The sequence below is a fragment of the Ruegeria sp. CJ2 genome (genome assembly GCF_056536745.1).
Genome location: NZ_JBQFQF010000016.1, coordinates 1 through 23,376, shown reverse-complemented (window position 1 = coordinate 23,376; position 23,376 = coordinate 1). Strand labels below are relative to the sequence as shown.

Sequence of the window (23,376 nt, the reverse complement as noted above, 5' to 3'; positions counted from 1 at the left end):
ATGACTGGGAAACACATCGTCTATCATATCCCCGTCTGTCCCTTCTCGCAGCGACTGGAAATCCTACTGGCGCTGCGCGGACTGACGGATGCCGTGGAATTTCGTGTAGTAGACATCACCAAGCCGCGCGATCCCGAATTGCTAGCCAAGACCCGAGGTACGACAGCCTTGCCCGTGCTGGAAACCAGCGACGGCCGCATATTAAAAGAAAGCCTCGTGATCCTGCGCTATCTTGATGAGGCGCTGCCAGGGGCACCATTGCGCCGCAGTGATCCTGCCGAGCACGCCATTGAGTCGATGCTGATCGCCCGCGAAGGACCCTTTACAATGGCAGGCTATCTCTTTGTCATGAATCAGGATCAGGCGCGCCGAGATGAGCATTTGAATAAACTCCTCGCGCTCTATCGAGACCTTGATGATTTCTTAGCTCATCATAATCCGACTGGCCCATTCCTGTTCGAGAACTTCGGTTTGGCAGAGGCTGTTTTTACCCCGATGTTCAAGCGGTTTTGGTTCCTTGACTACTACGAAGGGTTCAAACTACCCGTTGGCAAAGATTATGACCGGGTACGAGTGTGGCGTGATGCATGCATGGCGCATCCAGAAACAGCGCAGGTGACCGAAGAAGAGATCGTCAAGCTTTACTACGACTACGCGCTCGGGGCCGGAAACGGTGCCCTGCCTAACGGTCGCAGCGTTTCAAGTTTCACCTTCGAACCGCCTTGGCAATCGAGACCCATGCCCCCAAGGGAAAAGTATGCAGCGACAGCTACCGACAAAGAGCTAGGCCTTGTCGCCTGACCATGGAGCAAATAGTCAACACCGGACATTTGTGCGCTGTGCGGCATCGAACAAATTGGACTCGTGTTGCCGTTCTCCGCAGCAAGTATGATTGGCTGATCGCAGCACTGAAGGATCTTTCAAAACTGGAAATAACACCTCAGCTACCGTGGCTCGCTGCGACCGATTTTATGCTAAAGTAAGCAGGCACCATTTGGAGATTATTAGCTCGGAGCAACGGAGATGGAACGCAAATTAGCGGCCATTCTGGCCACCGATATAGTCGGTTTCGCAGGATTGGTATCACGCGATGAAAGCGGAACATTAGCTAAGTTGGTTCGACTAGAACGTGAAATCATCGGCATGCAGGTGGAAGCAAACCGGGGTCGTGTTTTTAAGTCTACTGGCGATGGGTTTTTGGCTGAGTTCTCGAGTGTCTTTGAAGCGGTCAATTGTGCAATCAATATTCAAAGAGCGTGTGCGCGCGAAGCACGCCAATCTAACAGTGACGACCCACTCATTTTACGAGTCGGAGTTTCGCTCGGTGATGTCGTTGTACACGGCGACGATATTCTCGGAGACGGCGTAAATACTGCCGCACGGCTTGAGGCAATAGCGGAACCAGGTGGAATCGCGGTTTCAGGAGAAGTAATGGCGCAAATAGCGGGCAAGATAGATCTTCCGCTGGCGGATTGCGGTCACAAAAGACTCAAGAGCACTGATACTCCAATACATGTCTACATGACCGTTTCAGAACCCGGAGAGGAAGGGGGTTTTCTGGATTTTGATGAAGATGAATTGGCCAAAACCTTAGTGACAGGTGGCTGCATCTGTGGGTTGGTCCGGTATGAAATAAACGCACCCGCCATAAGCACAGGGTATTGCCATTGTAGTTGTTGCAGAAAATTTTCTGGTTCAGCAGTTAATGCATGGGCGGCCTTTCCCGCTTCTGCTGTTCGATTTCTCACCGAGGAACCTCGATACTTCGCAACTACGCCGATAGCAAATCGTGGCTTTTGTGCCAGATGCGGGGCAAGTCTAACTTATAAGCTCGTGAAGCCACGAGAAACGGCCTATCTGGTCCTGCATACTTCGAGCCTCGACCAACCAGAAAACTTTGCTCCTTCGGTCCACTCTGGAATAGAAAGCAAAATGCCATGGTTTGATATTTTGGATGACTTACCTCGCACAAGGTCTTCGGACTCTAGAGTTTTGCAAGAAGCATGGTCAAGTGTCGGTCTACCAGACCCTGAAACTTGGGGACCTTTGGCTAAGCCGCCTGTAGTGTTTTAGTGATCGAGCGATTTCTGCTTTATCCGCAAAGAGAACATTCCTAGCGTTTGAGAAAATGACAACATCGAGCCCAATGCGGGCGCCCATAAGACGTTAGCGAGGCTGCACAGCGACCGACCGCTCGGAGTCCAGATCGGTCGGTCGCCTTTTCTAGATTTCCAGTGTCCCCGGCTCATGATCTACTGATCGGCTTGATGTCCATTGAAGCCATGTCGCGGCGGTCAACAGTTCTAATATGCGACAGCACCTCCATCTCGAAACTTTCCTTGAAGGTAAAGGGCCCCAAATGGCCGGCACCTTTCAGAACCTTTAGCTCAGCAAGCTTACCTTGGGTTGCCAGAATTTCTGCGATGCGCTTCGTGTGCGCATGAGTCTCCGATCCGAGCATGATCGTAGAGGGAATTCCTTCATGAAAAATATTTTCTGGATCAGGTTCATTCAGAAGCGCATCGAAATCGCTTGGGGCTTTGTGAACCCAATTAATCATAGCGCACCTGCGTTCACGGCTCAGGGCTTGCCAAGAGCCAAGTCCTCCCCAAAAATCAGTAAAAACCTGTGCGCTAAACTCTTCGCATCCCTCTTCTATGCCAGTTCGTATTGCGTTTGTGAGGCTTACAATCTCGGAATACAATGAACCGTCAGCCGCGTTTCCGGCTTTCAGTAGGCTGAACAAAGTTGGTTCATAGAGACAAAGTGATCGAACAAGGTCGGGTCGAGCTCTGGCAATGTGCAACGCCAGCGCTCCTCCATACGAGTGTCCAATCAAGTGAGCGGGTCTGCCAAGCTTCTCAATCTCAGTGATGATCGAAGCAGCTTCGTGTTCCAATGTGAACGGCCCGTCGGGGATTTTATGACCCCGAGACAGGGTTCCAATTAGGTCGGGCGCTATTGTTTTGGTTTCATCGCTCATCCGGGCAAACAGAGTGCGCCACTGGCTTCCGTCAGCACCGGAACAATGTAGCCCCACGCAGGGAGCGGGCGAAATTTGGGACCGGGACGGCGAAGCGTGTAGTGATGCGTCAAATTGTTTATTCATGTGATGACCTCCAATCTGAATTTCACAATGGTGTCACTCATCTGTCCTTCAACCTATCGGACACATGTCCCGGCTAGACTCAAAACGACGGGAAATTGTTGGGACATTTGCCCCAAATTGACTAAAAAAGGACATGCGAACCGTTAGATACACTTCCTCAAGCGATGGTACGTCGCTGGCGTGGAGCAAATCCGGAAACGGCCTGCCCATGGTAAAGGCGGCTAATTGGCTTACGCATCTCAGTTATGATCTCGACAGTCCAATTTGGTCTCACTGGATCGAAATGTTAGAAAGTCAATTCACCCTTGTTCGATATGATGAGCGAGGCTGCGGATTATCTGACAAGCGAGTTGAGAATCTGAGTATTGATTACTGGGTTGATGATCTCGAAGCTGTAATCGACGCCGCTGAAATAAATGAACCATTCTATCTTCTGGGTGTTTCTCAGGGCGCTGCGACTTCTATCGCGTATTCGCTGAGGCATCCCGGCAGAGTCGCCGGGATGATACTCGTTGGAGGCTATGCAAGGGGCAGCAACCACCGCGGATCGGTTGCCGCCAAAAACTACAAGACTGTTATCGATGTATTTCGCCTGGGTTGGGAGAATGACAACCCAGCGTTTCAAGATGTATTTACATCAAGATTTCTTCCTGGTGCGCCGTCCGAACAACGCTCTTGGTTTACAGAACTTTGCCAAAAGACCGTTTTGCCTGAGACAGGGGCCGACCTGCTTATGGCGCGCGCTGACGTTAATGTTGAAAGTCTATTGCCAAAGGTTTCAGTTCCAACACTGGTGATCCATTCAAGGAACGATCAGGTTATTCCGTTTGAAGAAGGACAACGTCTCGCTCAGAATATTCCCGGAGCGACAATGTCTGCTTTAGAGGGAAAAAATCACATTATCCAACGCGATGAATCTGCCTGGCGCGCTTTTTCCAAGAGCTTGCTTGAATTTACATTTTCCGGTCAAACGACGGACTTTGACGATTTGACAAAGCGCGAGCAGGACGTGCTGAGACTCATCTGCCAAGCAATGAGTGGTAAAGAAATTGCTAGAAGTCTTCAAATGAGTGAAAAAACCGTTCGAAACCACACAAGTAAAATCTACGCAAAACTCGAACTGCAAAACAGACAGCATGCAATTCGCACGTATGGGCATCTGTTCTGATTAGAGCATGAAACTGCAAACCTATTAATCTGATCTAACGTGGCAATGGTAGCTTTGTCCGCAGAGCAATCGTTCACGCCGAGCGCCGCGAAGGTTCGATTGCCGCTCGCCGCTATTCACTTCAACGACTGTTCGCAGACCAAATTGGGCATTCTTCCAGCGGCAAAAAATATGTTTCCACATGTTGCATGCTTGCTATGACTTGCCGCTGGTCTACAACTGGTGTCGTCAATCAGGAATGCCTGCGGCTGCCAGCATTTTATAGTAGGCGTCATAGATTTCTGGTTTTGCGACAGAGATACGAGCGCGCATATGCCGGAACATTGAAACGCTAAAATCGGGTTCCCGCGACATGTGAATACGTGCGAGTTCTCTAGCTCGGCTCTCATTGCCGAGAGCCATTTCCGCCACAAGTTCGTTCAGGCGAAAGACGGTCACAGTGTTATGAAATGCACGCATTTTTTGGGCGGTTTCTCTTAGATCGCGCCAGTTCCCTTCCGCGATTTGCGACAGGCTGATACCCATGTGGACACGGTAGTTTAGTGGGTCATTCGGGTTAAGTCGGAGCGCCTCCCTGGCATGTGCCTGTGCCGTTTGTGCTTGGCCCATCAGGCCATGCAGTACGCAACTTGATCCCCAGGCTGAAACGCAATTTGGGCTTCTCTCGACGACTTGATCCACAAGTGACAAACCGTACTCTGTATCCTCCGACAGAAACGCGAGTACGTAACCGGCATATGCTTGCGCCTCTAGGTCAAGATGTGATGCCGCCAGAGCCTCATGTGCCAGCTGAATTGCGTAATCAAATCGGGCCTCGTTTGGACGCGTATCCGGGTTCCATAGCAAAGTGCGGATCCAGCCTCGAAGAGCGCTTGCCAATGGGTACTCACTTGAGAGTGAAAGAGCTTTTGACAAATGGTCGTCTGCTTCAGTGAAATTGAACCTGTAGATCAAGGACTGCGCACGTAGGAAGTGATCATAGGCTCCAAGGGTGTCAGGGCGCTTGTGAGCAGCACGGTCTATTTCAGCTTGTCTGATACCTGGCGCAATCGAAGCAACGACAGCCTCGGTAATCTGGTCCTGAAGCTCGAAAACATCATCGAGCTTGCCATCGTATCGATCCGCCCAAACATGAGACCCGGTTTCCGCATCAATCAGCTGACCCGTGACACGCAACCGGTCACCAGCGCCGCGAACGGACCCTTCCAATATATAGCGGACACCAAGCTCTCGGCCGATACGACGCACATCAACCGAAAGCCCTTTGTAAGAAAAAGAAGAGTTTCGGGCGACCACGAATATCCAGGGCACTCTGGATAAGCTGGTGATGATGTCTTCGGTAATACCTTCCGCAAAGTAATCCTGTTCAGCGTCAGGCGACAGATTGTCAAAAGCCAACACCGCCACTGAAGGCCTGTCAGGACGGGATTGAGTTAACGGGGATTCAGTAGCAAATGCTGTTTGTACCAAGTAAGCAGTTACAGGGCGTGTGATATTCTTCAGATATTGCGGCCCCAATTCGGTGAACGATACATCCACCTTACCCACAAGATCTTCGTAAACCCGACCTGAAACGATGATCCCTCCGGGAGGAGCAAGACTTTCCAGCCGGGCCGCGATGTTGACGCCGTCACCAAGAACATCACCGTCGTCATCAAAAACATCGCCCGCATGAATTCCCATACGGAATTGCATTTCCGGACTTTGCCCGCGCGCCCCGTTCCGCTCAGCCATCTGACGTTGCATCGTTTCCGCACATGCCAGCGCATCTACAACCGAGGAAAACTCTGCAAGAAAACCGTCACCAGTTCTTTTGAATAGGCGTCCGCCATTCAGGCCGACATGCGGCTCCAGCGCCCTAAAGTGGCCCCTATATGTGTGCAATGCGGCTTCCTCGTTAGCACTAACAAGCGCGCTATAGCCAACAACATCAGCCACGAGTATGGCAGCCAAGTACCGCTCCAAACAAAATCCTCCCGCGTATCCATTGTGAAGGAGTGTCAAAGGGATATTAGGGGTTTCGCGCATAAATCGCGATCATTATTCAATGAACATCAGTAACCGAATAACGACACGCAAGCTTTTTGCTTTTGGGTAAATTAGGCAGAAGCGGACCTCGAAAACCGAACTTTGTAATTTCGACTTTGCACCGCAGCACAGACACTGGAGCAAGGTGCCGCGTATGACTGCCTTGAGGGCAAAACGAGCTTCTAGCCGCGAATGCAAGGTTTTGGCTTGGCACTTTGAAAAGCCTTCATGCTCGGGTGCCATCAAAATTCTAGGTTCGGTGCCGTATGCTTGCTATCGTTTCAGTAAGGGTCCATTGGCGGAAATCAGAATGACAATACGGGCGTCTTCAAGAAAGGCATTCGAGTACAGAACACGTCTCACCGACAATCGGATTTGGGACATGTTCGCGCTGCGCCAAGGAGATGTGATTGTTGCAACACCGCCTAAGTGCGGAACAACATGGACACAGGCCCTTGTGCTGTCGCTCTTGTTTGAAAAGCCTGGTATGGACAAGGTCATGGATGATCTGTCGGTTTGGCTCGACCCTGCGTTTCGAGATCAACTCCCTATAGTTCGAATGTTCGAAGCTCAAAACCACAGAAGATGCATCAAGACCCATACGCCTTTTGACGGCATTCCTTTCGATCCAGATTGCACCTACATCGCGGTGTACAGACACCCAATCGACGCACATTTTTCGATGCGCCGACATGTGGCAAACCTGAAGGAAGACCTGATCCAAGACAGGTTCCCGGATGAGCCGACAGCTTCATTCGCACTTTTTGTTGGTGAGACCGTTCGAGAGGAGATGGCCGATGGGATCACCCTTGAGGCCATCGTTCATCACTTCAAGTCCTTCAAGTCAAACATCCAACATCCCAACATACACATTTTCCACTACGCCGATATGCGGCGCGATTTACTCTCTCATACCAGAAAGCTAGCTTCCGTACTCGGCCTCAAAATTGACGATGAAATGTTGGCCGCAATTGCGGAAAGTATGCAATTCGAGAACATGCAAGCTAATGCGCGCGCGAGTGCCAAAGAAAAAACACAACGGTCCACAACCTTCAAAGACCCGTCAGCCTTCTTCGATAGCGCAAGCAGTCGCAAGTGGGAGGGCAAGCTTTCAGACGAAGACCTTCGCGCCTTTCACAAACGTCTTGCAGAGTTGCTTCCGGCAGACGATGCGCGATGGCTTCAGTCTGGCGGAGAGCTTACTGCTTAGGACGTTGCTCGCTGAATAAATTAAGATAGCCGCTCTGGGGTCGTCTCGGCCATCTGGGATTTTTTCCGGATGACCCGTAACCTCGATGAGCGGTCATTCATGGCCAGCGACCGCGGCCAGGGTTTGCGCTTACCAACAACGGCCGTTCGCCGCGGTTTCGTCCGATGTCTCAGATGCGGACAAAGCTGACTATGTCTTTATGGCCGCCCCGGCATGGCCTACACTTACAGGACCTCAGAAATCGAGATTTCGAGAAAGGTTATGCCATGACACGCTTCAATAGAAACTGGACGTGCGAAGGTCATATTTTTCGAAGCAGTTTTCTTGCTATCGACGCGACGGTTTTGGCATGAAAGATACGATCAGCCCCTCTTCGGAACTCGCCGCTATAGTGGCACGATGGATCAACGCCTACGGTCGGGGCGATGGGGAGACGGTGGCACATCTATTTTCTGACGACGCTGCCCTGTCATACTTTGGCTCAGCACACGGCGAGGCTTGGAAAGGCGATGCGCTGCGTCGCGGTATGGAGCAATACATCGGTGAGGTTCCACGGTTCAAGTGGCACCCAAAAGACCTGAGAGGATTTGAATGCGGATCACTCGGTTGGGTCGAATGGGAAGCAAGCATTGAGGGTATTGAAACAGGACAGATCGCGCACCTGCGTTCTACGGTCATTCTGAAACTCGACAAAGGATCCTGGAAGATTGTGCACGTTCACAATTCCCTACCGGTCAACAACGTAGAGGGATTTGGGTATGAGGCCAGAGGCTTTGAGGAACTGCTTGATGCCGCCCTCTCTACACCCCACGAACTCGGCCAAAGTGGTATAGCGACCATCATGTTCACCGATATCGCGGACAGCACAAAAATCGCTGAGGCTATAGGCGATACGCTTTGGAGCGACGCCCTTGGAAGACATCTGCAACTTGTCGAAACGCAGATCGTCGGGAGTGGTGGACGTACGGTGAAATCACTGGGAGATGGGGTGATGTCGTCTTTTGATTCTGCAAGGGCAGCATTGCTGGCAGCTCAGAATATTCAACAGGCGAACGCGGCGGAAACTAACGAGCCAAAGTTGCGGGTTCGCATCGGCTTGCATACCGGCGAAGTGATAACTTCTGATGCTGATCACTTCGGGACCGTTGTCAACAAAGCAGCACGTATAGCCGCTCTCACTGCGCCAAGTGATATCCGCGTCTCGGATGCCACACGGATCATGGTGGGCGGATCACAGGATTTTCAGTTTGCCGAGCAAATGACTGTTCCGCTTAAAGGTCTCGAAGGAGAGCATACAATTTTCAGACTCAACTGGCTTGAGACAACTTGAGACCGTAAGCATGAAAACAGAAATCCCAATGCAACGAATAATGTACTCGAGTGAAGTCCCAATCTAGACACCCAAAGCTTATGTTAACATGCAATTTGATAGCCTAATCGGGAAGCCGGGTTGCAAAGCGGAGCGGCGCCAACATGACTTCTGAAAGCAAAATAACTTATCTTTCTGACGAAGACTTGGAAGGTTTAGGTATCCAACCTTCGGAAGTTGCCGACGCGATTGAATCTGCGCTGATAGCCAAGGCAAGTAAGCAGCTTCATACGTCCCCCAAGACAGCCATTTTGCCCGGGGATGGACGGTACGCAATGTCGACCTTGGCAGTAGGAGATGATGGGTTCATCGTGACCAAACAGGTAACGGTGTGTCCAAATAATTCGGACAAGGGGCTCCCTGCGATTAACGGTGCAATCATGGTTATGGACGGGCAAACCGGAGTTCTCCGAGCCGTTTTAGGGGCAAATTGGGTAACGGCTGTCAGAACAGCGGCGATGTCAGTTGTTGCGGCGCGTCGACTTGCGGATCCTACTGCTGAGACAATGGCTTTTGTTGGTGCCGGCGTGCAAGCTCGCTCCCATTTGGTTGCGTTTTCCGAGGTTTTCCCCTTGAAAAGCATTCGTGTGTTCGGACGTGGCAAAGCGAATGTCGACAAGCTTTGTCGCCGGGCTCGGGACATGGGCCTCGAGGCCCAAACAGCCGCCAATGCCAAGGACGCCTTGCGTGATGCCGATCTGGTAGTGACATCAATAACTTTGGACTATTCCACCGAACCTTTTCTGGATGCCCGATGGCTAAAGCCGACTGCCTTCGCCGCCATTACAGATGCCTGCATTCCGTGGCTTCCAGAGGGTATGACGGCTTTCAAAACTGTTATTGTTGACGACCGAAAACAGGAATCTGAAAGCGACAAACCAATGCTGCCATATCAGCGAGTAACAGGGGACTTGACGGAAATTGTCTCGGGAGCAGTCGATACCACTTTAAGCGAGAAACCGGCTGCATTCGCTTTCAGAGGGATTTCTTTGGGAGATTACGCCACAGCGGTACTCGCAGTTCGTCGGGCCGCCGAGGTACGAGCTCGGCAAAAGTAGGAATCTTTCGGCTTTCGGCTCAGCGCTGCCATTTTCTGCGATGAGCATGATTGACCGCTCGCAGCCCAAACCGGACATTCAAAACTAGTCTTTGCAGTTCCTGCTTCGGGCTATAGGCCATCAGAGATTAATGGGAGGTGTCGTCACACTGGTTAGCGTCGCCGTTGCAAACAGGATCAGAACAACAGCCAACATCTCCATTGAAATCGACCACCGGAGAGCAATTTCCGCGCCACGCTGCTCAGCCCTGAGAGCCGGAACAAATCTCAGCTTGTTCAGCGCCGCGAGGCCAAGGAGGGCAGAAACGATCACGACCTTGATCAAAAGCCCCAATCCATATGCCGTCCCAAACAAGGCTGCTACGGAGCCCGAAAGCAACCATGCGAGTGCCGCGCCTACTACAAGCAGGGCGGCAACTCCATAAGCAGCGACACTGCCAAAGTGGTGCAGTAGATCGGCCCCTGTGGGAGTGAGAGCTGCTTTGCGCAAGGGCAGGAGAGCACCGACCCAAAACGCGGCAGCCATCAGATGAAGAACCAGCAAGACCGCGAGAACCGCTCTAGGCTCTCCGAGCGAGTGCCCAACCTGGGCAAATGAAATCGCAATGGCGAGGCAACCCACCAAAGCGATCCACTGCCCGACGCGCGGGAGCAGAATTGCCAATATCGCGAGTTCACCCATTCCTCGCCAAATCGCGGCTGTGCCAAGTGGACTGTCCCAAACAAAACCAAGCATCATTGGGTCCGTCGCGCCCTCTAACCCCATTCCGGATATCCGCGCCGCTCTGACACCGAAACGCAAAGCCAGAACGGCGAGACCGAGAAGCGCAGCTCCAACCGCGAGGTGCCGCGCAAGGTGTAAAACAGACTCTTCAGCGCGCTTGGAAAAGAGAACGATGAACAGGACGCTGCCCATCGCCAACAGCGCCGCGCCGTAGCCAAGTGCTTTCGCCAAAATGGCCAAGACAACAACACCGTCAATGGGGGCCAGTCCAGTCATTTAGCGACTGTGAAAGAGAAGCTGCCCTGCATCGGGTGACCGTCGGAAGCCATACCGCGCCAGTCGAAGCGGTAGCTTCCGGGTGCAAGCTCTTCCAACGGCACAGCCCGGAATTCTGTAGCAGGGTCCATACCCGTTTCGCGGTCAATTTCGACGTCGCCATCTGGTGAGGTCAGCGTGACCGAGATGATGCGCATCGGATCATCGAACCGCATGGTAAGCTCCGGCACGTCCGTGACAGTCGCGCCGTCAGCCGGCGTCGTTTCTTCGGACTTGGAATGCGCGGCTGCAAGTATTGGAGCCATTGCTACGACCAAGCCGATAAGAGTTTGTTTGATCATCGGAGTTTTCCTCTATTCGGATTGGGCATTCAGCTCGTCGTGGTACTCACGAAGGTCATTGGGCCAGGTTGACTTGATATAAGAAAGGACCGCTATGATTTCGTCATCGCTGAGCACACCTTCATAGACCGGCATATCGGTTGGGGGCGCATTTTCCATCAGTCCGGCCAGGCCAAATTTGGTCAAGGTGAAGAGCGCTTCATCATCGTGGTGCCACGTATGCCCTGTGGCGTCATGCGGCGGTGCTGGCAGCAAACCATCCTCGCCGCGTTTCCGCCAGTTTGGCTGCCCTTCAAGGTTCTCACCGTGGCAGGCAGCACATTGGTCCGCGTAAATATCTTGGCCAATGGCGACAACTTCCGCGTCATCAGGTGTCAAAAGACCGACTGCTTCAGAGGCTTGGGCCAGAACGAACGCTACTGTGAAACCGGCGAGCGCAAGCCCACCGGTAACCAAGAGTGTTGTGCGCCCTACCATCAGGTGTCGAACGGCTGAGCTGTGCCCGCGCGGTAGTATACCGTTCCGGTCCCTGCCTGTCCCCCAAATGCAACGACTTCGTAGCGGGCGGAAGGATCGTCGCCCATACCAGGAGAGCCCATTGGCATGCCAGGAACAGCTAGCCCTGTGATGTCAGGCCGATCCTTCAACACGGTTTCCAGTGCTTCGAACGGCACATGGCCTTCAAAGACATAACCATCGGCTTCAACGGTGTGACAGGATGCGAGGTTCAACGGGATACCCCGCGCTGACTTCTGTGCCTCGGGGTCGGTCAGTTCCTCAACGGTTACGGCGTAGCCACGTGCGCGAGCCAAGTCGGCCCATGCGTGACAACATCCGCAACCTGGTGAGCTGAGCACGTGCATTGGGGTGCCTGCACGGACGGGAAGAGCGGTCGCGATGAGAGCAGTTGCAGACAGTGTGGTGAAGTGACGACGTGTGATCATGTCTGTCGGTCCTTTGATGTGAAATTTGAACGGATGGCGGGCGAGAGCCCGTAGCCATTCAGGCTTTCGGAGGACCGGTGGGGACACCTAGTGCGAGGCCCGAAAAATCGGCTCTAGCGTGCGTCATACCACCCACTGAGATCACCATTGGAGCAATCGGCGAAATCCCCGCCGTGGCGACAAGATCACCAAAACAGGATGCTGAACCCATGCCGCTAGTGGCGTCGCAACAATCCGCAGCAGCTTTATCGGCATCAGTCAACGGATCATCGCCCGCCATGTGAGCATGATGACCAAAATGATCCGATCCATGGGTCAAGCCATGCTTCACGGAAGCTGCGGATGCGCCAGAGAACGCAACAACAAGAAGTATCGACAGGACCAAGCGAAACATACCAAATACCTACTGGCGGTATGAGGTTTTGACAAGTTACGAGGATGGGTCGACGCAAACGATCCTAGTTGCACCCATTATGGGTGCGCCACGTCTCTGGATCATGTCCGCCCGGAACAGTGGAACATGGATCATCTGTATATCCGCGCAAGGCTGAATACTGGCTGACTTGCGCATCAGTCAGCAACGGTAAGATCAGCAGGTAGGCGTTTAGCCCAAGGTGTTGCCGGTGATGAAGGTGTACGAACTTTCTACCAGATCGATGACGACATCCAGCTCTTCTGGTGTGGTCGGAGTATAGATCATGACAAAACCGCTCCACCCAGGACGTTGCTTGGCCCAAGGGTGAGCTACGGCCCAGCCAGCCTCAATTGCCCGTCGCGCCATTGCCGGATGCAGCGACGCGTGCAAGCTCCCATCAGGATGCATATGCGCAAACTCAAACCCACCCACGATAGAGTTCGGTTGAGACAGCAGCATGTCTGGATCAAGCTGAAAACCAATCGCGCCAGGTAGCGATATGCGTGTCGGGCCAAGTGTGACCCCTGGGAGTTGCGCAACACGCTCCAGCAATAGCTTGGCCAAGTCGGTATCAATTTCGACACCAATCTGAGTATGCGGTACGCCGCTTGTCGTTTCAGGACGGGGTGAGGTGCGCTCCGGCAAGGGGCGCTCTTGTGCGGATGCCAACGGGCACGTCAATGCCACCGCCGTTGCAGCAACCGCCAATGCTCTCAGGATTTCATTCATCATGTTGACCATCCGCCAAAATCAAGTAATGAGCGTTCAGCGCAGTATCGGTGCCCTTGCACACATCATTCAGCCTTTAACGCTTCGATATTGATCAAGAGCTCTATCTCGTCGCTCACCGCTGGCGCAAATGCCCCAAGTCCGAATTCAGACCGCACGATGGTCGCGGTGGCTACCAGGCCCAGGGTCGGCGTGCCCTCTTTTGGGCCAAACGGGTATGGAGCTGACTTGTTAAGCGTTGTTTCCAAAACAACGGGTTTGGTGATGCCATTCATGGTCAGGTCGCCAGAAATATTCGCGGAATTGTCCCCGGTCACTTCAATGCTGGTTGAGGCGAAAGTGACCACGTCATCGTCACTCGCGCTAAAAAAGTCATCGGACATGAAGTGTTGCAAACGGGCATCCCAGCCCGTGATCATGGATTTTACAGGCATAGACACTGTGACAGATGACGCAGACGGATCATCTTCATTGAACTCAATCTCACCGCTAAACCCTGAGAACATTCCAAACGTTTCTGAGAATCCGATGTGGTCGTAGCTGAACAGTACCTGGCTGTGCCCGGGGTCCAGCTCGTACGTACCACTCTCGGACAATGCGGTTGTCGCGCCCATCGATAAGAGTACCGCTAGCGGGGTTGCTGCCACTTTGAACATTGATACGCTCCCATTTTGACAAGACGTGTTCGCGGAATTGAGTATTGAGCTTTAGTTTTTGGCTGGCAATACTTTTAGAACAAAATGTTCTACTATGCAACAATATGTTCTATAGGAGGGGTGATTGAAAGAAGATCCTAGGCTGATCGCCACACGGCAGGCCGCGCTTGATGCGGCGCAAAGGATACTGATGGATGAGGGCGTGCTGCACGTAACTCATGGTGCAGTTTCGAAGGCAACTGGCATTTCGCGCAGTACACTTTACAGGCACTGGCCAGATGCGCGTTGTCTGCGTGATGCTGCGTTCAGGCGCATCGCAACACCGCCAAACATACCGCCCAAAACCGATGGCCCGCTACGATCTGACCTGCGCTGGTTACTCGGTGTACTGATGGGAGCCTTGAATGACACACCGTGGGGCCAAATCGCGCCTCAGGTGGTCGCTGCTGCGTCCACCGACGAAGAAGCAAGGTTAGTGATAACGGAATTCATGAAAGACAGGTTCGCAAGCGTTGAAGCAGTATTTGCAGCCGCAATCGGCCGCGGTGAGATCACCGCCGACGTTCCGGTTGACCAACTCATAGAACTAGCAGTCGCTGCACCTTATTTTCGCAAGCTCATACGTCACGAGGCCCTGGACGAAGATTGGTTGGATCGACATGTCGATCTGCTTTGCAGTATAGCGGAAACCAATTCGGGGCAGTGACCATCGCCTGACTTTGCAATCAAAGCGACCAGCAACAGGCGCGAGATTTCGGCAGAACAGCAAATTGTGATCAAATGCGTGTCCAGCCCGTTCCTAATAGCGGTTGCCCCAAAAGGTCTAGGCAAACGTTTGCTATGATCGTTCGTCGAGGTTTGCAAAGTCAGCTTTCTGCGCTTTCGAGACATTCGTGCACGTCGCAGCATTGGTGACTTTGGGCTCGTTGTCGCCTTTCGTTACTTTTCACATTAATGACAGGTGGCAGCCCAAAGCGGACCTTCAAAACCGAGTTTGCAATGTCCGAGAGGCGAACAAGTCCGTTCATTCGCATTTACCGCTGCAATACCCGCAACCGGCCCGGCCGGGCATTTTCGGCTAAAAGTCCATTCGAACAAACCTTAAAGCAGTTTGTTAATTGGGTTTTGAGACAAATACGCTGGTTTCAGGGTTCAGATCATCATTCGGGTCTGTCAGAATACCAGCCGGGAAAGACACCGAGATAGGTCGATCCTTTGTATCAAGGCAGAGCATGTGGTTATTGTCCCCGTCACCCAGATCGGCAAGCGCGGCGGGCGTAACTGTGCGTTGAGATCCTTCTTCGGCCTCTACGATGATACTGTACAGATCACGTTCCACATCGCCAGGTTCCTTGCCGTTCGCCAGCGTAACGCCACCCGCCCAAGTTACCCGAATGGCCTGTACGATGTTTTCACTTGGACAAAGGCTTCCTCTAGTTCGGCGTGGCCCCAAGTTTCCGACCAAAGTCCAATCCTCGACAACCTCGGCAAGGATCATTGACGGCCCGTCTTCCAGCGGAGTCACGGCGACAGTGGCACCGCGAAAATCAAGTGTTCCAACGATGGAATGAAGGTGTCCAATAACTTCGACTGCAACCGGTGGATCCTCGGAAACGTTCCCAAAATCCCCGATGAGAAGCACAGTGCGCAATTCACCGGGATCGGTAGCAGGCAACGCTGACGCGCAATGCATTGTTCCGATCTGGCCTGACTTTGTTACGACTCTGAAGTCGCCAGCCTGCAACGTTTCCAAATCTACCTCGGTTGTAAAGATGACAGGCATCCCGTCTTTGCTCCTAGAACCTCTGCAAATGAGATTTGCTACACGAGGCAACGCCTCGAGCCCGTGGAACGCGGAAAGCAACTCGGCATCTTGTCCTCCTGCTGAATTCGGCAATCCGAGGTTTGGGGTTGTATCTTCAAGTTCTCGACTTGAAACGTCTTGCGCGCGCGCAGCCGCTCCCGACAAGACAAACGCAGTGGCAAGTGCAAGCAATCTGATCGCTTGACTCCATTTCCTAAACTGCTTCAGCAATTAGGTTTTTCTCCATTTTTGGTCCGCGGTGCTGCGGGCTTTCGAGCTGTTACGTGTTGGAGTTTTACAAACACACGCAAACAAGTTTGGTCTAACTTGCTGCTATGCGGTCGCCAACAACGCATCGGAAAGCTCGTATTCCGAAAGGGCCCCTGGTGCACCTATTGCAACAAGCCTTGTTTCGGGTTTTCGGTGGCCCCATGCGCCATCCCTTGCGATGTCCATGCGTTTTCCGACGACCTGTACAAGAATGCGATGATCTGGATCCTCCTCGCTAAAAACAAAGCCCTTGAGGCGATAAACGTCGCCAGGAAGCTTTCGAATTGCACTCCGAAGAGAAGACAAGCTTATCGGGCTTTCAGCTTTCATCATAGTTGTTGAGAAGCTTTCCGAGTGATCAGAATGGTGGCAACCACAATCCGGTCCATGCTCGTGATGATCGGGTATTTCTGTTTCGAGCTGTTCGGCGGCAAAGCGGCCAACAGAAAGAAGAATATCCAGTGGGACATCCGCATTGACAGCTTCGACAAGACGATACCGACGGAAGCGAGACCCGAGCCAATCGTGCACCCTTTGAACAGCCGCCCTGTCGACGAGGTCGACCTTGTTCAAAATAACCATGTCCGAGAACGCGATTTGACGGAGCTTCAGTTCCATTTGTTCCGGCGCAGAAAAGAGCTGTTCAGCATCGACCAGGCACATAAGGCTGTCCAAGCGGATCATGTCCCGAAACTTCTGATCGGTGAATGTCATTGCAATTGATGACGGGTCCGACACTCCGCTTGCTTCAAGGACGATGTATTCCGGTTTCTCGGGCCGGGCGAGAACGGCTTCTACCGTTTCGATCAGGTCATCTCGGATCGAGCAGCAAACGCAGCCATTTGCCAAACTCATCACATCATCCTCGAGACCGACCACCAAGTCGGCGTCAACATTTATTGATCCAAAGTCATTCACCAGAACCGCAACCCGCAACCCGTGATTGCCTGTCAGGATGCGGTTCAAAAGTGTTGTCTTACCGGCTCCGAGAAAGCCGGTAAGAATCGTTACGGGGATTGCAGATGACGACCCAAACTCGATCATGTCGTTACTCCGCCTTCTTCTTGCGGTTTGGGATGACGTCATCGACCTTGATTACGAAATCACTGGGCCACTCTGGATCGGGGGCTCGGAATACGTCAGCTGGATAGTATTCCTTGGGATCAATCTCCATATCGCGGTATTTCTGGTCTTGCTGTTCGGCACGTGACGACCGTGGTGCTGGCGGCTTGATTTCATCCGGCAATGTGATCTTGCCTTCTGCTTCCATTTTGCCCAATTCGCGGAATGGGGCGACCGAGCCGGATTTTCCAGGAAGCGTCGCCTTGCGATACCAGATTGCATCTTTGGTGACATTGACGACGGCGACATCCAAACCCCAAGCGAACAGCCCATCATAGTGGGCACGGATCCCCGCCAGCATTTCGGCATCGATGTCCTCGTCTTGCGTATAGTGGGTTACCATTGCAAGCCGTGGGCGTGCCTCAGCCATCATCTTACCGACCGCATAGTGCGATGTATGATGCGTATCGATTGTATAGTTGAACAGCTCTTGCGGCAGACCGTACTTGTAGGTCATCAACTGACCGATATCCTGTCCGGACATTTCGGTCACAAACACATCGACGCCTTTTCCGTATTCAAGACTCAGTTCATCGGGGCGGCCGTCGCCGGTCCAAACAAAACTCAGTCCGTTCCAATCCAGCCGATACCCGACTGCACCGTCTTTGGCGTGGCTACGAGGCCAGGACCGAACAGTCACACCATCTTCATCATAGACGATGCCGCCTTCTTGACGGAAATCGAATTCGTTAACTTCGATCTCGTAGCCGTCCCCAATCGGGAACACATCGAAGGCCTCGAGATGCCATTTGAGCATCTGCTGCATGCCTTTCACCATTCCGGCAGTACCAAGCTCGGGTGTCCGACCAGAAGGGCCGTGAATGCGCAGCGGCGTGTATCCACCAGACCAAGCCCGGAACGGGTAGATGTAAGGGATGTCTGCATAGTGGTCGACATGCAGGTGTGTGATGAAGATGTCGTTGATCAACTGCCCCGGAACCTGCATCCCGATAATGTTGCGGACGCAGCCCGAGCCGAAGTCGAAGAAGAAACGCTTTCCGTTACCCAGTTCGACCATGATACAGGTGCCAGCCTGATCTTCGCGGGGCGGAAATGGGGTGGAACCACAGAACGATATCCGCATTTCGTCGGGCCCGAGGTCCTCGGATAGCGGGAAATAATTCGCGTTCGAGCCCGTCATGTATTTGGTAGGACGGAAATACTCTGGCAGAGTGATGCCCCCGGCAGGCCGACCGCCGTAAGGGTTCTTTAGACTTTCGCCTAATGGCCCATCACCGGGGTGCGCCTGTGCAGCTCCTGAACCGTAACTAACGGCACCGGTTGCGACCGCACCTGCTGCCAGTCCCTGCATAACGTGTCGCCGGGAAGGGTTTTCAATTTCGTCAGATTTCTGTATCTGTTCGTTCTTAAGTTCTTTGCCGTTGTCTTCTTTTGTCATGACTGTGCCCTTAGTTGGAAATGCTACGAAGGTTGCGCTTCACCATCCGGCGAAGCTCGTTCACGAGTTCGGATCTGATGTGGGCCCATTCCGCGCGCTCTGAGGCTGTGATCGATACATCATCTAGCAACTCGGAAGCTTTCTTCAGGTCTTCGACAACCTCTTTGAGCAACGCATCCGTTTCGATACGCCCTGACAGCGCATCGGACAGTTCTGGAATCTCTTCTTTCAGGTCCACCGCCACTGGATAAATCCCGGCTCCCACTATCTATTCTCACATCGAGATGAGTGTGGTTGACCGCGCACGCCAAGTGAGTCACCGTGAGTTGGGGGTGAGTTTGCCTTGAACAAAGCTAATGAATTGCCGATAGATCAACATGTTGAGCAGCCATCGCCGGATCTTGTCCGGGAAGCTCTCGAGCGCGTTGTATCGAGCGACGAGTTTCAAGCTTCGCCCCGTCTCCAACAATTTCTTACATACGTAGTCGAGGAAGCTATCGCGGGTCGTGGTCCCCAGATCCGAGGCAAAGCTATTGCCGTAGAGGTCTATGGGCGGCGTATTGATGGCAGTGGCGGCCAAAACCTCGTTCGCGTCGAAGCAAGGCGACTGCGTCGGCTGTTGCGCGAGTTTTACGAAGATCAATGGGACGGCGAGGGTGTTCGCATTTTTGTTGATCCCGGCGGATACAAGCCGCGGTTTTCGCAAGGAAGAAACACAGGAAGCAACGACTCAACCGCTAAGGACAGCGATGTGATTGGCGAGAATCGACGTCTGGTACAACTGGTGCCAATTGGGCTGGGTTGCCTAGTGTTGATTGCGGTGACAGGCTTGTGGTTCACGCTGGATAACAAGGCGGTTTTGCCCACAACTCCATCCATCGAACAGGCTGAGCGAACTGCTCTTGGTGAGCAATCTTTGACAAGGCTTCAGGCGGCTAATCTTGCGGATCAAGCCCGAGGGATGTTTTTTCCTGTTTTTGATATCAAGCGCCAGCAAATAGCACTGGGAATGTTTCAGCATACCGCAGAGCTCGACCCCGCACTCTCCGACGGTTATGCCGGATCGGCACAGGTCCTTGCGACTTTGGCCATGCTGTCCCCTGACAAGGCGCAAAGAGATGACCTTTTTAGCCAAGCTTCCGAGATGTCAGAAAGAGCGCTTGATCTATCTCCCACCGATGCGTGGGCAAACGGTGCAAATGGTTGGGTACTGGCCACCCAAAACAAACCGGTCGAGGCTGTGAAATATGCAAGACTGTCGGTCGAGCTTGCGCCGAATGATGGTCATATTCTGGATCTTGTTGGCATCACCGCTATCATGGCGAACGCTCCGGATCTTGCGGCTGAGGTTAGCAATCCAGAAAGACTAAGGTCAGGATCGGGCCGCTTTGGCGCACGAAATATTTGGGGTGTATCGCAACTGATGCTCGGGAACTACGAGAAGGTTGTCGAGGCTTTTAAAGGAGCGCCCGCAGCCGGTGCGCCTGTAAGTGCTCCTTCTCTCCTGTTCCAAGCCGTTGCGCAGGATCAGTTGGGACATACCGAAGAAGCTCAGCGACTTATCACCGAAATGCGCAAAACGTGGCCGGAGTTTCCATCTGAGTTTCTCGCCGGCAGGATCTTCCACAATAATGACGCAACGCGGCAAGCGATACTTGATACTCTGATCAGATACTGATGAAACGCGTCGCATGGTTGGGTAGAGTATTATGCAAAGTTAGCCAATTGCCCGAAAGCGTCAGATACAGAGGGGAATGGGAATGTCGGAAGAAGGCCCCAATGAGACTACCGAAGAATTCGAGAAACGCTGCGAGGTAGACGCCATCACGGTGGCCTTTCTCCTACTCAAAGCAGCTCAATTCGCCTCAGAGGATGGGTTAACGCGGAAAAGCATGAGCGCGGATGAGTGGAACAAACTCGCCCCAAAGCAGGTCTAACAAGGGTTAGTTCCGGCTGTTTTCTGAAAGGCGCGCGATAGGCCGCAGTCAGCCCAAAGCGGTCCTTCATCGCCGAGCTTTGCAAGCTCCCAGACACATAATATGGCTGTCTTTTGTAGCGACATCGGGCGTGTCCGGATGCGCTACTTTCTTACTATACAATGTGTTGCTGCAAACGTTTGCATTTGAACAGGTCATGATAACAAAGTGTACAGCACCCGTAATTCCTTCGGATGCTGTGGAGGTTTATACGCTATCGCGCCAATTCATAGCGTTTCATCGACATTGAGGTTGCGTCGATCATACTCATGAACTTCTCGGCTGCTTGGGCGGAAGCAAAACTGTCCATCGACGCTTGCGCGGCCTCCGCGCTTTCCCAGTTCACCACGACAGCCCATTTGCCGTCCGCGAAGGCCGCTTGGCGTGAGATGAAGCCGGGCTGCTGGCTGACATGCTCTTCTTCGATGGCCTTATCGACCGGTTCGAATTCTTGTGCCGTGACACCTTCTGCGAGGTTCATAGTCGCGATCTCAATTACACCAGCATCTTGTGCCATGGCCGTACTTCCCAGCATCATCATGAGAGTGATCAGAAACGTTTTCATGTTGCCGCCCGATCAGAACTTACCGTTTTCATGGGCCATCTCGGATGGGATATCCGCGATCACATCCCAGTGTTCGACGATCTTGCCATCCTCAACGCGGAACAGATCATAGAACGCGGTCGGTACACCGCCCAATGTGCCCTCGGATGCGGTGAAGACAAAATTACCCTCGGCCACAACCATGTGCACATCGGTATAGATCATCTGGATGCCCTGATCCGCCATCGCCATCAAAGCGGCGCCCAAACCGTCCAGACCATCAGCGATCTGGCTGTTGTGCTGAATGTAGGTTTCGGTGGACAGGAAGTCGGTGATCCGATCAGTTTCACCACCTTTCAGGATGGTTTCAACGAAATCCGTGACCAGTGTTTTGTTCTCTTCTGTCCTGTCCAGATCAGTGATGTCGGTCGGGCCATCGGTTTGCGTGTGACCGGAAGGGTTTGGCGGGGCGAGCGGAGTCAGATTGTCCCAATGCTCTGCAACCTTTTCATCTTCCACGCGGAAGACGTCGAAGCCAACCAACGTATCTGCGCCAAAAGCCTGCGCATTGTTGTAGGTCGTGTGCAAAACAACCATGTCCCCTTCGGCGATCACGCGGTGAATGTTCACTTCGATCCCACTGTCCTTCAAGCCTGGAATGAAGCCAAGTATGGGGGCTGCACCTGTCGGCACGGCGGGGTTGTGCTGGATGTAGTCCGGCGCCAGCAGTTGCTGCGCTGCGGATGGGTCGAAATTGATAAAAATGGCTGCAACAGCCTCCAGTACGAGTTCTTTGGGGGTCATTGATTTTCTCCTTGTTTTGAAGCGGTGGTGATAGGAATTCACGCGGCGCGGGCTTGCGTCGCGGTGATTTCGAATTCAGTTCCCCACGGGTCGATCAGGCGACCAGGGTTTAGGCTTTCAGATTCCGCCAGAAGCTCGACACTCGCGAGGCCTGTGCTCCATTCTGTGCGCTTCTTTGCCCCTTTGGATTGCCATTCGTTGACTGCAAGGTGATGGTGGTAGCCGCCTGACCCGAACCAACGCGCCGAGGGCAGTTGGAACGTCTGCACCATTCCAAAGGCCTGAGTAACAAATCGCGCGGCCTCATCCACGTCGCCAACACGCAGATGGACATGTCCGATGACAGTGCCGCCAGGCGCGCCGTGCCACGGCGTGGCATTTTGCTTCAGCGAGTTCAGGTCAAGCGGTTGCGTTGTCATTTGCACTTGGTCGCCGCTGTGCTTCCAGATCTCGCGCGGCAGGTCTCGGTAGATTTCGATGCCATTCCCCTCCGGATCACTTAAATAGAGAGCTTCGCTAACGCCGTGATGTGATGCGCCATCAAGCCGGAGCTCGCGTTCCTCGGCATGAATCAACCAAGCGGCGAGATCATGCTGGGTTGGCAGCAAGAACGCCGTATGAAATAGTCCGGCCTCGCGCGGGAAAGGCCTGGCATTGCGGTCCTGGCGAAGCTCGATCAGTGACCCAGCGTCGGTCCCCAGACAGGCGGTTTCGCCGTTGCGTTTGATCAGTCCAAGGCCAATCACGTCTTCATAAAACGCGGCCATGCCATCAAGGTCGCGTACAGTCAGGGCAACCTGACCAATCGAGATAGGTGCATGTGAACTTGCCATATTCTTGTCTCCAGCGTTTGAGCTTGAGAAGAACTTAGGTGTGGCTTTTGTTCGTTGAAATGGCGATAATTGAGAGTATGTATCGCCACTCTGGAGATAAATGATTGGACCGGGTTGATGGAATGCGAAGCTTTGTGGCTGTCGTGGAAACCGGTTCCTTCGCTGCCGCTGGGCAGCGCTTGGGGATTTCGAACAAATTGGTGAGCAAGCGTGTCGCCGGGCTCGAAAACCTGCTTGGCATGACGCTCCTTCACCGTAACACGCGCTCAATGTCTCTGTCTCACGAAGGAGAAAAGTACCTGGAAGGGGCGCGACGTGTTCTTGCCGAGCTTGAACAGCTGGAAGCCGAATTCGATACTTCAGGTGGTTTGAAAGGTGTAATTCGCGTTGCGGCACCCCTCACCTATGGCGACACCGCGGTGGCGGTAGCCGCAACTCGTTTTGTTGAAAAACATCCGAGTGAGCAGCCTCATCTGACTGGTCCAATTTGATTGTTAGTGCATCGTCGGCCTGTAATCCATTGGGATGATGGTTTCAGGTGCTGGCGGGCGATAGCCCAATGCACTGTGGGGCCGCTTTGTGTTGTAGTGTCTCCTCC

The 23,376-nt window shown here is 53.1% G+C and carries 27 protein-coding genes; 10 read left to right on the top strand and 17 right to left on the bottom strand.

Features of this window, described 5'->3' with window-relative positions; all coding sequences use genetic code 11:
- Together ACR0MS_RS18515 and ACR0MS_RS18510 are read left to right on the top strand one after the other, a co-directional pair.
- On the top strand, positions 1-801 hold the full coding sequence (locus ACR0MS_RS18515; RefSeq protein WP_170618369.1) for a glutathione S-transferase family protein: 801 nt from the start codon (positions 1-3) through the stop codon (positions 799-801).
- 222 nt (positions 802-1,023) lie between these two features.
- Positions 1,024-2,073, top strand: a complete 1,050-nt coding sequence (locus tag ACR0MS_RS18510; protein WP_170458412.1) for a GFA family protein — start codon at positions 1,024-1,026, stop codon at positions 2,071-2,073.
- A gap of 172 nt (positions 2,074-2,245) precedes the next feature.
- On the opposite strand, the gene ACR0MS_RS18505 is transcribed toward ACR0MS_RS18510, so the two are convergent.
- On the bottom strand, positions 2,246-3,109 hold the full coding sequence (locus ACR0MS_RS18505) for an alpha/beta hydrolase (RefSeq protein WP_170458410.1): 864 nt from the start codon (positions 3,107-3,109) through the stop codon (positions 2,246-2,248).
- Positions 3,110-3,317: 208 nt separating this feature from the next.
- Between ACR0MS_RS18505 and ACR0MS_RS18500 the strand changes: the two genes are divergently transcribed.
- Complete coding sequence (locus ACR0MS_RS18500) at positions 3,318-4,277, top strand: alpha/beta fold hydrolase (RefSeq protein ID WP_480577106.1); 960 nt, start codon at positions 3,318-3,320, stop codon at positions 4,275-4,277.
- 228 nt (positions 4,278-4,505) lie between these two features.
- Here ACR0MS_RS18500 and ACR0MS_RS18495 read toward each other — a convergent pair whose 3' ends face one another.
- Positions 4,506-6,230 carry an adenylate/guanylate cyclase domain-containing protein gene (locus ACR0MS_RS18495; protein ID WP_171126712.1) on the bottom strand — a complete coding sequence of 575 codons (1,725 nt, stop codon included), beginning with the start codon at positions 6,228-6,230 and terminating at the stop codon, positions 4,506-4,508.
- A 457-nt stretch (positions 6,231-6,687) separates the two neighbouring features.
- Between ACR0MS_RS18495 and ACR0MS_RS18490 the strand changes: the two genes are divergently transcribed.
- The 3 genes from ACR0MS_RS18490 to ACR0MS_RS18480 all read left to right on the top strand — a co-directional run bounded on the left by ACR0MS_RS18490 (position 6,688) and on the right by ACR0MS_RS18480 (position 9,942).
- Entirely contained in the window at positions 6,688-7,515 is an 828-nt protein-coding gene (locus ACR0MS_RS18490) for a sulfotransferase domain-containing protein (protein ID WP_480577102.1), read from the top strand.
- 349 nt (positions 7,516-7,864) lie between these two features.
- Positions 7,865-8,845, top strand: a complete 981-nt coding sequence (locus ACR0MS_RS18485; protein ID WP_480577099.1) for a nuclear transport factor 2 family protein — start codon at positions 7,865-7,867, stop codon at positions 8,843-8,845.
- Positions 8,846-8,988: 143 nt separating this feature from the next.
- Entirely contained in the window at positions 8,989-9,942 is a 954-nt protein-coding gene (locus tag ACR0MS_RS18480; protein WP_480577096.1) for an ornithine cyclodeaminase family protein, read from the top strand.
- A gap of 120 nt (positions 9,943-10,062) precedes the next feature.
- On the opposite strand, the gene ACR0MS_RS18475 is transcribed toward ACR0MS_RS18480, so the two are convergent.
- The 7 genes from ACR0MS_RS18475 to ACR0MS_RS18445 all read right to left on the bottom strand — a co-directional run bounded on the left by ACR0MS_RS18475 (position 10,063) and on the right by ACR0MS_RS18445 (position 14,026).
- Positions 10,063-10,905, bottom strand: a complete 843-nt coding sequence (locus ACR0MS_RS18475; RefSeq protein ID WP_480577093.1) for a copper resistance D family protein — start codon at positions 10,903-10,905, stop codon at positions 10,063-10,065.
- 32 nt (positions 10,906-10,937) lie between these two features.
- A complete protein-coding gene (locus tag ACR0MS_RS18470; protein ID WP_260023800.1) occupies positions 10,938-11,282 on the bottom strand; it encodes a copper resistance CopC family protein in 345 nt (114 codons plus the stop codon).
- Between the two features lie 12 nt (positions 11,283-11,294).
- Entirely contained in the window at positions 11,295-11,759 is a 465-nt protein-coding gene (locus ACR0MS_RS18465; RefSeq protein ID WP_480577089.1) for a c-type cytochrome, read from the bottom strand.
- Positions 11,759-12,094, bottom strand: a complete 336-nt coding sequence (locus tag ACR0MS_RS18460; protein ID WP_480577086.1) for a DUF411 domain-containing protein — start codon at positions 12,092-12,094, stop codon at positions 11,759-11,761. Before ACR0MS_RS18460 ends, ACR0MS_RS18465 begins: the two co-directional genes overlap by 1 nt.
- Positions 12,095-12,284: 190 nt before the next feature.
- Positions 12,285-12,620 carry a hypothetical protein gene (locus ACR0MS_RS18455; protein ID WP_480577083.1) on the bottom strand — a complete coding sequence of 112 codons (336 nt, stop codon included), beginning with the start codon at positions 12,618-12,620 and terminating at the stop codon, positions 12,285-12,287.
- Positions 12,621-12,830: 210 nt separating this feature from the next.
- Positions 12,831-13,373, bottom strand: a complete 543-nt coding sequence (locus tag ACR0MS_RS18450; RefSeq protein ID WP_480577080.1) for a luciferase domain-containing protein — start codon at positions 13,371-13,373, stop codon at positions 12,831-12,833.
- 62 nt (positions 13,374-13,435) lie between these two features.
- Positions 13,436-14,026 (bottom strand): YceI family protein, encoded by a 591-nt coding sequence (locus tag ACR0MS_RS18445; RefSeq protein ID WP_480577077.1) that lies wholly within the window; start codon positions 14,024-14,026, stop codon positions 13,436-13,438.
- A 124-nt stretch (positions 14,027-14,150) separates the two neighbouring features.
- Between ACR0MS_RS18445 and ACR0MS_RS18440 the strand changes: the two genes are divergently transcribed.
- Positions 14,151-14,732, top strand: a complete 582-nt coding sequence (locus tag ACR0MS_RS18440) for a TetR/AcrR family transcriptional regulator C-terminal ligand-binding domain-containing protein (RefSeq protein ID WP_480577074.1) — start codon at positions 14,151-14,153, stop codon at positions 14,730-14,732.
- Positions 14,733-15,140: 408 nt separating this feature from the next.
- Here ACR0MS_RS18440 and ACR0MS_RS18435 read toward each other — a convergent pair whose 3' ends face one another.
- From ACR0MS_RS18435 to ACR0MS_RS18420, 4 genes are all read right to left on the bottom strand, one after another.
- Positions 15,141-15,809 (bottom strand): hypothetical protein, encoded by a 669-nt coding sequence (locus tag ACR0MS_RS18435; protein ID WP_480577071.1) that lies wholly within the window; start codon positions 15,807-15,809, stop codon positions 15,141-15,143.
- 354 nt (positions 15,810-16,163) lie between these two features.
- The gene (locus tag ACR0MS_RS18430) at positions 16,164-17,144 is read right to left on the bottom strand and encodes a CobW family GTP-binding protein (RefSeq protein ID WP_480577068.1); all 981 of its coding nucleotides are present in this window, start codon (positions 17,142-17,144) and stop codon (positions 16,164-16,166) included.
- A gap of 4 nt (positions 17,145-17,148) precedes the next feature.
- Positions 17,149-18,621 carry a guanitoxin biosynthesis MBL fold metallo-hydrolase GntH gene (gntH, locus tag ACR0MS_RS18425; protein ID WP_480577065.1) on the bottom strand — a complete coding sequence of 491 codons (1,473 nt, stop codon included), beginning with the start codon at positions 18,619-18,621 and terminating at the stop codon, positions 17,149-17,151.
- A gap of 10 nt (positions 18,622-18,631) precedes the next feature.
- Positions 18,632-18,865 (bottom strand): hypothetical protein, encoded by a 234-nt coding sequence (locus ACR0MS_RS18420; protein ID WP_170790544.1) that lies wholly within the window; start codon positions 18,863-18,865, stop codon positions 18,632-18,634.
- A 99-nt stretch (positions 18,866-18,964) separates the two neighbouring features.
- Here ACR0MS_RS18420 and ACR0MS_RS18415 point away from each other — a divergent pair, with 99 nt between their 5' ends.
- On the top strand, positions 18,965-20,299 hold the full coding sequence (locus tag ACR0MS_RS18415) for a tetratricopeptide repeat protein (RefSeq protein WP_480577061.1): 1,335 nt from the start codon (positions 18,965-18,967) through the stop codon (positions 20,297-20,299).
- 82 nt (positions 20,300-20,381) lie between these two features.
- Positions 20,382-20,558 (top strand): hypothetical protein, encoded by a 177-nt coding sequence (locus ACR0MS_RS18410; protein ID WP_480577058.1) that lies wholly within the window; start codon positions 20,382-20,384, stop codon positions 20,556-20,558.
- A 253-nt stretch (positions 20,559-20,811) separates the two neighbouring features.
- On the opposite strand, the gene ACR0MS_RS18405 is transcribed toward ACR0MS_RS18410, so the two are convergent.
- The 3 genes from ACR0MS_RS18405 to ACR0MS_RS18395 are packed head-to-tail and all read right to left on the bottom strand — an operon-like array spanning position 20,812 to position 22,778.
- Entirely contained in the window at positions 20,812-21,162 is a 351-nt protein-coding gene (locus ACR0MS_RS18405; protein WP_170452351.1) for an antibiotic biosynthesis monooxygenase family protein, read from the bottom strand.
- 12 nt (positions 21,163-21,174) lie between these two features.
- Positions 21,175-21,945: a nuclear transport factor 2 family protein gene (locus tag ACR0MS_RS18400; protein WP_170452353.1), complete on the bottom strand. Its 771-nt coding sequence runs from the start codon at positions 21,943-21,945 to the stop codon at positions 21,175-21,177.
- A 38-nt stretch (positions 21,946-21,983) separates the two neighbouring features.
- Positions 21,984-22,778, bottom strand: a complete 795-nt coding sequence (locus ACR0MS_RS18395) for a VOC family protein (protein ID WP_170452355.1) — start codon at positions 22,776-22,778, stop codon at positions 21,984-21,986.
- Between the two features lie 104 nt (positions 22,779-22,882).
- Here ACR0MS_RS18395 and ACR0MS_RS18390 point away from each other — a divergent pair, with 104 nt between their 5' ends.
- Positions 22,883-23,269 carry a LysR family transcriptional regulator gene (locus ACR0MS_RS18390; RefSeq protein WP_480577053.1) on the top strand — a complete coding sequence of 129 codons (387 nt, stop codon included), beginning with the start codon at positions 22,883-22,885 and terminating at the stop codon, positions 23,267-23,269.
- Positions 23,270-23,272: 3 nt separating this feature from the next.
- On the opposite strand, the gene ACR0MS_RS18385 is transcribed toward ACR0MS_RS18390, so the two are convergent.
- Positions 23,273-23,376 (bottom strand): integrase core domain-containing protein (locus ACR0MS_RS18385; RefSeq protein WP_480579022.1); only part of this gene is annotated, 104 nt, incomplete at its 5' end.